The sequence below is a fragment of the Clostridium sp. AF22-10 genome (assembly GCF_003478725.1).
GTDB classification, from domain to species: Bacteria; Bacillota; Clostridia; order Lachnospirales; family Lachnospiraceae; genus Otoolea; species Otoolea fessa.
In genome coordinates, this window is sequence record NZ_QUFZ01000028.1 from 19,066 (window position 1) to 28,230 (window position 9,165).

General features: G+C 50.6%; 5 protein-coding genes and 1 pseudogene. 1 reads left to right on the forward strand and 5 read right to left on the reverse strand.

The annotated features are described in order from the left end of the window. Nucleotides 1-299 precede the first annotated feature (299 nt). Entirely contained in the window at nucleotides 300-1,562 is a 1,263-nt protein-coding gene (locus DWX91_RS14530; protein WP_333549117.1) for a M23 family metallopeptidase, read from the forward strand. 100 nt (nucleotides 1,563-1,662) lie between these two features. Here the strand turns inward: DWX91_RS14530 and DWX91_RS14535 are convergent. The 5 genes and pseudogenes from DWX91_RS14535 to leuB all read right to left on the reverse strand — a co-directional run bounded on the left by DWX91_RS14535 (nucleotide 1,663) and on the right by leuB (nucleotide 8,911). Then, nucleotides 1,663-2,825, reverse strand: a pseudogene (locus DWX91_RS14535) (phosphoglycerate dehydrogenase). A 140-nt stretch (nucleotides 2,826-2,965) separates the two neighbouring features. Continuing rightward, nucleotides 2,966-4,051 carry a 3-phosphoserine/phosphohydroxythreonine transaminase gene (gene serC, locus DWX91_RS14540; protein ID WP_107001472.1) on the reverse strand — a complete coding sequence of 362 codons (1,086 nt, stop codon included), beginning with the start codon at nucleotides 4,049-4,051 and terminating at the stop codon, nucleotides 2,966-2,968. A gap of 54 nt (nucleotides 4,052-4,105) precedes the next feature. Beyond that, nucleotides 4,106-5,788 carry a biosynthetic-type acetolactate synthase large subunit gene (gene ilvB, locus DWX91_RS14545; RefSeq protein WP_118469416.1) on the reverse strand — a complete coding sequence of 561 codons (1,683 nt, stop codon included), beginning with the start codon at nucleotides 5,786-5,788 and terminating at the stop codon, nucleotides 4,106-4,108. 241 nt (nucleotides 5,789-6,029) lie between these two features. After that, nucleotides 6,030-7,706: a dihydroxy-acid dehydratase gene (ilvD, locus tag DWX91_RS14550; RefSeq protein ID WP_107001470.1), complete on the reverse strand. Its 1,677-nt coding sequence runs from the start codon at nucleotides 7,704-7,706 to the stop codon at nucleotides 6,030-6,032. A 107-nt stretch (nucleotides 7,707-7,813) separates the two neighbouring features. Further along, entirely contained in the window at nucleotides 7,814-8,911 is a 1,098-nt protein-coding gene (gene leuB, locus DWX91_RS14555; protein ID WP_118472939.1) for a 3-isopropylmalate dehydrogenase, read from the reverse strand. Between the last annotated feature and the right edge of the window lie 254 nt (nucleotides 8,912-9,165).

Genomic DNA, 9,165 nt, shown 5'->3' on the forward strand with positions numbered 1-9,165 from the left:
TATGATTTACTCTCTTTTTTATCTCTCTGCAGGTCATCTATTATTTTCTTCTATTTTTTCTATCACTTTTCTCTCTGATATAATCTGTTTGTATAATCTGTTTGCCTGAATCAGCCCATCCTTTTTCCTCGCCTCAAACGCTTTTTCTCATATTTTTCCAAAGATGGACTCATACTTTCTCCCATCCTCTCATACAATCTTATCAGATTGCAAAAATGTTATTGTTCACGCATACGTGCCCAGTAACGGAATTTGCCGTGGCTTCGCATTTAAATACTATCGCACAGGAGGGATCTGTCTTGAAACGAAGTTCTGTTATCATTGCACTGGAAATCTGCGCCATTGCGGCGCTCTTTGTCAGCTGGTCCTTCCAGCGTCCGAACAGCCGTCAGGTCACGGTCGGGAATGCGTCGGAACATTTTATCCGCTGGGTGGATTTCGATGTAACCGCCGACGCCATGACACAGGCGTTCCGCTATGATGTTGATACCTGCCAGCAGGATCTCCATCTGAACTGGGTCGATCTGCTCGCCTACCTGGGGGCGCGCTACGGGGGCGATTTTTCACATTATCAGGCGTCCGATATGACGGAAGCTGCCGAACAGCTCCAAAATGGCGTTACAGTGGAAGAATTGACGAAAAATATGACCTCTTTTGCCTATTATCGTGAGGCTTACGGCGCGGTTCTGGATGGAATGGTCGGACTGTATGAAATTGAGATTCCAAAATCGGAAGCACCGGCTTTTGCACTGGCGGACGCGCAGATACAGGAAGGGGATCCGGCTGCCAATACTTCCTACGCACCACCACCAACAACAACAGCAGCAACAACTGGTACAGACACAATCGACTCAGCCAGTCAAGCTTCACCAGAAACTTCAGCCTCATCCAACACACAAACTTCTCTTGAAACCCCAGCCCCCACTCTCTCCGATCCCGACGCTGTCCCCCTGACTCCCTCCGGTGAGGAAAAAGTCTGGGTTACCAAATATGGTCTGAAAGCGTTTCTCCCACTGGCGAAAAACTTTCCCTACAGCCACTATGACGATTTCGGTGTCTCCCGCAGCTACGGTTACCGGAGACGGCATCTCGGGCATGATATGATGGGGCAGACGGGAACGCCTGTGATTGCTGTGGAATCCGGGCGCGTCGAGGCGCTCGGCTGGAACCAGTACGGCGGCTGGCGCATCGGCATCCGCAGCTTTGACGGGAAACGATACTACTATTATGCACATTTACGCAAAGACTACCCCTACCAGTCAAACCTGAAAGAGGGCAGTCTCGTCACCGCCGGGGACGTGATCGGTTATCTCGGGCACACCGGCTACAGCAGCACTGAAAACACCAACAACATCGCTGAACCGCACCTGCATTTCGGATTGCAGCTCATTTTTGACGAATCCCAGAAAGAAGGAAACAACGAAATCTGGATTGACTGCTATGAACTGATCCGTTTTCTGGCGATAAACCGCTCCGAAACTGTCAAAAAAGATGGCACTAAGGAGTGGACGCGTGTTTATGAAATGAAAGACTCCAGTCTTGAGCAATTTTCCACCCAATGACAAAAACAGCCGAAAAAGGTGCGCCAAAACCACACTTTCTCCGGCTGTTTTCAGCAGAACTACCTTATACGATATAATCCGCCATTTTTATGTTCACTTATTATTTGATCACGCGCACGCGCATCATACCCTGAATAGCTTTCAGCTTCTCAATCGTCGCCGCGTCTGCCTTGGTCTCCAGATCAACCAGCGTATAAGCGTATTTATCACGGCTCTTGTTCGTCATGTTTGCGATGTTCATGTCAGTCGATGCCAGGATCGAGGAAATCTGTCCGATCATGTTCGGCACGTTCTTATGAAGAAGTGCAAGACGACCTACGGTTGTGCACACGCCCATATCGCAATTCGGAAAGTTGACGGAATTCTTGATATTACCATTGTCCAGGTAATCCATCAGCTCTTTGACTGCCATCACGGCACAGTTATCCTCGGATTCTTCTGTGGATGCGCCCAGATGTGGGGTTGCGATGACGTTCGGCATCTGCATTACTTTTGCATTCGGGAAATCGGTGATATAGCGTTTTACACGACCGGAAGCCAGCGCCTCTGCCATATCGTCGTCATTTACCAGAAGGTCACGCGCAAAGTTTAAGATAACCACACCGTCCTTCATCTGTCCCAGGCTGTCTTTGTTGATCATCTGGCGGGTGCTGTCAAGCAGCGGTACATGAACGGTGATGTAATCGCATTCCTGATAGATCGTATCAACCGATGTGATGTGCTTTACGTCTCTGGAAAGCATCCACGCTGCTTTGACAGAAATAAACGGGTCATAGCCGTATACTTCCATGCCGAGCGCTGCAGCTGCGTTTGCAACCTCTGCGCCGATGGCGCCCAGTCCGATAACACCAAGCTTTTTGCCGCGGATCTCATGACCGGCAAATTTCTTTTTCGCCTTCTCCATATCTTTGGAGATATTTTCATTGTCCTTCTGCTCCTTGCACCAGTCGATGCCGCCGACTACGTCTCTGGCTCCCAGCAGCATGCCAGCCAGCACCAGCTCTTTGACACCGTTTGCATTGGCGCCCGGTGTATTGAATACGACAACACCAGCTCCGCACACTTGTCAAGCGGAATGTTGTTGACGCCCGCTCCGGCACGTGCAACAGCACGCAGTCCCTTCGGAAGTTCCAGATCATGCATGGCAGCACTGCGGACCAGAATGCCCTCTGCCTCCGCCAGGTTGTCAGTCATCTCATAATTTTCGGTCAGTAAACCGGTTCCCAGCTTGGAAATCGGGTTCAGGCAATGGATTTTTCTCATTTTTTAACTCTCTTTTCTTTCAAAATTTCAAATCTTCCCATACGCGGGCTGTTTTTGTTTTAAAAAGTCCACTGCTGCAGCAGAAAGGAACGGATTCCCCCTCCCTTTCGCCGCAGCAATGGCATAAATTTTAAAATTGATTAATTTGTATGTTTTTTCTCAAATTCGCGCATGAAAGCAACTAATTTCTCAACGCCCTCGATCGGCATTGCATTGTAGATGCTGGCACGCATACCGCCGACGGTACGGTGACCTTTTAAGTTCACAAAACCTGCCTCTTTGGCTTCCTTGACAAACAGGGCATCCAGATCTGCATCGCCGGTGACGAACGGTACGTTCATCAGGGAACGGTCTTTTTTCTCAACGGTTCCCTTGAAGAGCTTGCTCTCATCGAGGAAATCGTAAAGGATCTTCGCCTTCTTCTCGTTGCGCTCCTTCATGGCACTTAAACCGCCCATTTTCTTGAGCCATTTAAATACCTTGCCGCACATATAGATGGTGTATGTAGGCGGTGTGTTGTACAGAGAGTCATTGTCTGCGTATGTTTTGTAGCGCAGCATGGTTGGTGTTCCCGGAAGAACATCCTCGGTGATCAGATCCTCGCGGATGATGACGATCGCCATACCAGCCGGACCTACGTTCTTCTGGACACCACCCCAGAGAATACCAAACTTACTCACATCCAGCGGCTCTGACAGGAAACAGGAGGAGATGTCTGCTACCAGTGTCTTGCCCTTGGTGTTCGGAAGCTCATGGTATACGGTTCCGTAAATAGTGTTATTTAAGCAGATATACACGTAATCTGCATCCTCATCCACTGGAAGGTCCGAACAATCCGGGATGTAGGAAAAGGTCTTGTCAGCGCTGGATGCAATCGCGTTGGCAGTACCAAACATCTTTGCCTCCTGATATGCTTTCTTTGCCCACTGTCCGGTGATGATGTAATCCCCCACCTTATTTTTGAACAGGTTCATCGGAACCATGGCGAACTGCATATTGCCGCCGCCCTGTACGAATAATACTTTGTAATTGTCCGGAATCTGCATCAGTTCGCGCAGATCCTTCTCTGCATCATCAATGATGGCCTGGAAATCCTTGGAGCGGTGGCTCATCTCCATGACGGACATACCGCTGCCCTGGTAATCCAGCATCTCTGCCGCTGCCTCTCTCAGTACCTCCTCCGGAAGCACTGCCGGACCTGCCGAAAAGTTATAGACTCTGCTCATAATAAATCTCCTCCTGTCTTACACAAAAATGTGATAATAGCCCCCATTTTACAACTATTCGATGCGTAAGTCAATCTCATCAAACGCTTCCTCGATGGGTTTTCCAGCCGGAACCATCGGGAATACCTTGTCATCGCTGCCGATCTGACACTCGATCATAACCGGGATATTTAAGCTGATCGCCTCGCGCAGCACCGGCTCCACATCCTCTTTCTTCGTGATACGGTATGCTTTCGCGCCCATGCCCTCTGCCACCTTGACGAAATCCATCTGATCGTAAAGCTCCGTCTGGGAATAGCGTTTTCCATAGAACAGGGTCTGCCACTGGCGCACCATACCCAGAACATGGTTGTTAAATACAACCTCGATAACCGGAATGTTGTAGCGGGTTGCCGTCGCAATCTCGTTCATGTTCATACGGAAACAGCCGTCTCCGGCAATATTGATAACCGTCTTATCCTTGCAGCCCATCTTCGCACCAATCGCTGCGCCCAGACCGTAGCCCATCGTGCCCAGACCGCCGGAGGTCAGAAGCTGTCTCGGACGTTTGTATTTATAATACTGTGCCGCCCACATCTGATGCTGTCCGACATCGGTACAGATGATCGCATCGCCGCCGGTTACCTTGTAGATCTCTTCCATGATATACGGACCGGTCAGAACTTCCTTGTTGTAGCGGAGCGGGTACATATCTTTCAGACGCTCAATGTGGCTCAGCCACTCGTCATGGTTCATCGGATCCAGACGCGCGTTTAGCTTACGCAGAATAATCTTGACATCACCAATAATGCTCGCATCGGTCTGGATGTTTTTGTTGATCTCCGCCGGATCGATATCTATGTGTAAAATCTTTGCATTGGTTGCAAAATGGTTCGGATCGCCCACAACACGGTCACTGAAACGCGCGCCTACAACGATCAGCAGATCGCACTCTGCCACACCGAGGTTGGATGTCTTGGTTCCGTGCATACCGATCATACCGGTATAAAGGACATCGGTTCCGTCAAATGCACCTTTACCCATCAGGCTGTCACCCACCGGCGCCTGAATTTTATGTGCAAATGCACTTAATTCATTGGCAGCATCCGATGCCACTGCACCGCCGCCGACAAAAATAAACGGTTTTCTCGCCGCCTTGATCATCTCGATCGCCTTTTCCATGTCTTCCTCACGGATCAGCTCTGTCTCGCGCTCGATCGGCTGCGGTTCCTTCGGCTCGTACTCGCAGGCCGCTGCCGTCACATCCTTGGTGATATCCACCAGAACCGGACCCGGACGGCCACTCTTAGCAATCACGAACGCACGACGGATCACATCTGCCAGCTTCGTGACATCCTTTACGATAAAATTATATTTCGTGATCGGCATGGTAACACCCAGAATGTCGATCTCCTGGAAGCTGTCTTTTCCAAGAAGCCCTGTCGTTACATTACAGGTGATGGCTACCATCGGAATGGAATCCAGGTTAGCCGTTGCAATACCCGTAACCAGGTTTGTAGCTCCCGGACCAGATGTCGCCATACACACACCGACCTTACCGGTTGCTCTCGCGTAGCCGTCTGCCGCGTGGGACGCTCCCTGTTCATGAGAGGTCAAAATATGGGTGATTTTATCCTTGTGTTTATAAAGTGCATCATAAATGTTGAGGATCGCGCCGCCCGGATAACCGAACACCGTGTCTACCCCCTGCTCTTTCAAGCATTCAATGACAATCTCTGCTCCTGTCAATGTCTTCATCTGTCTAACCTGCTTTCCTTCCTTAAAAACCATTTTAAATGCATATACTCCCGGGCTTTCATCAACCGCAAAAGCGGGGCTGAAAAACTCCGAGAGTACATATCCCCGCAAAGCTTCCGAAAGCGTCTGTCGCGCTGTCAAGCTCTCTGTAGGGGCAGCCTGATAAATCGTCCCATCCACTGCCTTTTTGCATCAAGCAGTACTTTCCGTCTCAAAAGCACCTGTCTGAAGCCCGCAATGATTACTTCTGTGTCTTCGGAACCTCCAGGATTGCGCCCCGGTTTCCGCTCGTTACAAGCGCTGCGTAACGTGCCAGGTATCCGGTCGTAACCTTCGGTTCTCTCGGCTGCCATTTCTTTCTTCTCTCTGCCAGCTCCTCGTCAGATACGAGTACGTTCAGGGAGTTATTATTGATATCAATGGAAATAATATCGCCTTCCTCAACCAGCGCGATCGGTCCGCCGACTGCCGCCTCCGGAGAAACGTGTCCGATGGATGCACCTCTGGATGCGCCGGAGAAACGTCCGTCTGTGATCAGAGCTACGCTGGAACCAAGTCCCATACCTGCGATGGCAGAAGTCGGGTTCAGCATCTCACGCATGCCCGGACCGCCCTTCGGTCCCTCGTAACGGATGACAACAACATCGCCAGCCACAATCTTGCCGCCCTTGATCGCTGCAATCGCGTCTTCCTCACAGTCAAACACACGCGCCGGTCCCTGATGTACCAGCATCTCCGGTGCAACGGCAGAACGTTTTACAACGCCTGTATCCGGTGCCAGGTTTCCTTTCAGGATCGCGATACCGCCAGTCTGGCTGTACGGATTGTCGATCGGTCGGATAACCTCCGGATTCTTGTTGACACAGCCCTTGATATTCTCGCCAACGGTCTTGCCGGTTACGGTCATGCAGTCCAGATTCAGAAGGTTCTTCTTGGACAGCTCATTCATAACCGCATACACGCCGCCTGCCTCGTTCAGATCCTCCATGTAGGTCGGACCTGCCGGCGCCAGATGGCACAGGTTCGGAGTGCGCTTGCTCATCTCATTGACCAGCTCCATGTTCAGGTCTACGCCTGCCTCATGTGCAATCGCCGGAAGATGCAGCATACTGTTGGTAGAACATCCGAGTGCCATATCCACGGTCAGTGCATTTAAAAATGCCTTTTCTGTCATAATATCTCTCGGACGGATGTTTTTCTCATACATCTCCATAACCTTCATACCAGCGTGTTTTGCCAGTTTGATTCGCTCGGAGTAAACTGCCGGGATCGTACCGTTGCCCTGAAGGCCCATGCCGAGTACCTCTGTTAAGCAGTTCATGCTGTTGGCGGTGTACATACCGGAACAGGAACCGCAGGTCGGGCAGACCTTACATTCGAATTCTTTCACATCTTCTTCCGTCATGGTGCCTGCTGCGTAGGAACCAACTGCCTCGAACATGCTGGAAAGACTTCTCTTCTGTCCCTTTACATGACCGGCTAACATCGGACCGCCGCTGACAAATACAGTCGGTACATTGACGCGGGCTGCTGCCATCAGAAGTCCCGGTACGTTTTTATCACAGTTTGGAACCATAACCAGCGCATCGAACTGATGTGCCAGCGCCATACATTCGGTGGAATCTGCGATCAGATCACGGGTAACCAGAGAATATTTCATGCCGACATGTCCCATAGCGATACCATCACAGACTGCGATCGCCGGAAATACAACCGGTGTGCCGCCAGCCATCGCTACACCCAGCTTCACGGCATTTACAATCTTGTCCAGGTTCATGTGTCCCGGAACAATCTCATTATAAGAACTTACGATACCGACGAGAGGTTTGTTCATCTCCTCTTCCGTCATACCGAGTGCATTAAACAAAGAACGGTGAGGTGCCTGCTGCATCCCTTTTCTTACTGCATCACTTTTCATCTTTTCGTCTCCTTCTATCTCTTTCGACGACCTCCGCCCCTGGTGACAGGGGCGGTTTTTACGTTTATCTTTGATTTTATCGCATTTATGGAATTTTTGCAATCTTTCTATTTAATTCTCTCACAGATTCTCTCACAGATCAGCCTGCCCATCTCAACGGTTCCAACCTGCTTGCAGCCATCCGCCATGATATCCACGGTACGGTAGCCCTCGGTCAGTACCTGCTGTACGGCGTCCTCGACGGATTTTGCTTCCTTGTCCAGATCAAAGGAATAGCGGAGCATCATCGCTGCGGAAAGAATAGTTGCAATCGGGTTTGCGATGTCCTTGCCCGCGATGTCCGGTGCGGAACCGTGGCTCGGCTCGTAGAGACCAAATTTGCCCTCGTTTAAGCTGGCCGAAGACAGCATACCGATGGAGCCGGTAATCATGCTTGCCTCGTCAGAAAGGATATCGCCAAACATGTTCTCAGTCAGGATCACGTCGAACTGTCCCGGATTCATGACAAGCTGCATCGCGCAGTTATCAACCAGCATATGGGTCAGGGTAACTTCCGGATAATCTTTAGCAACTTCCTCGACTACCTTTCTCCACAGGCGGGAGGAATCCAGTACGTTTGCCTTATCGACGCTAATAACGCTCTTGCGGCGCTTCATCGCGATATCGAATGCCTTGATTGCGATCCGGCGGATCTCATTTTCATTGTAGGTCAGGGTATCTACCGCGGTCGTCACGCCATCAATCTCCTTCGTGTAACGGTCGCCGAAGTACAGACCGCCGGTCAGCTCACGCATGATAACCATATCGAAGCCGTCGCCGATGATCTCTTTCTTTAACGGGCAGGCATCTGCCAGCTCTTTGTAGAGGTATGCCGGGCGGATATTCGCGAACAGTCCCAGACCTTTACGGATGGCAAGAAGACCGGCCTCCGGACGCAGGTTCGGAGCTACATCGTACCAGCGGGAATTTCCCACGTTGCCGCCGACTGCACCGAGCAGGACGGAATCACTCTTTTTCGCGGTCTCCAGTGCCTCATCGGTCAGCGGTACGCCGTACTCGTCGATGGAGCAGCCGCCCATCAGGATTTTTGTATAATTAAATGTATGACCGTAGACGGCGCCTACCTTGTCCAGTACGCCGCATGCCTCTCTCACAATCTCCGGTCCGATTCCGTCGCCCGGAATCACAGTAATATTGCAATTCATAATAAAATACCTCCCTTGTTTCAAACGGTTACTTTTTATCATATCGGATTCCGTCCTATTTTGCAATCTTCTGACAAAGGAAAACGGGTATTCCCCATATAGCAATTTGGAATTTATTCTATAACCTGGGGTTATCTGCAAAATAAAAAAGAATGTGCCTTGGCACATTCTCGCGCCGAGCGCGGTCGCTTGCGACATGTTTCTGCTTCGCGCGAGTGCGCATCATTGGCACGTTAGTGCCTTTTTGTGTAATA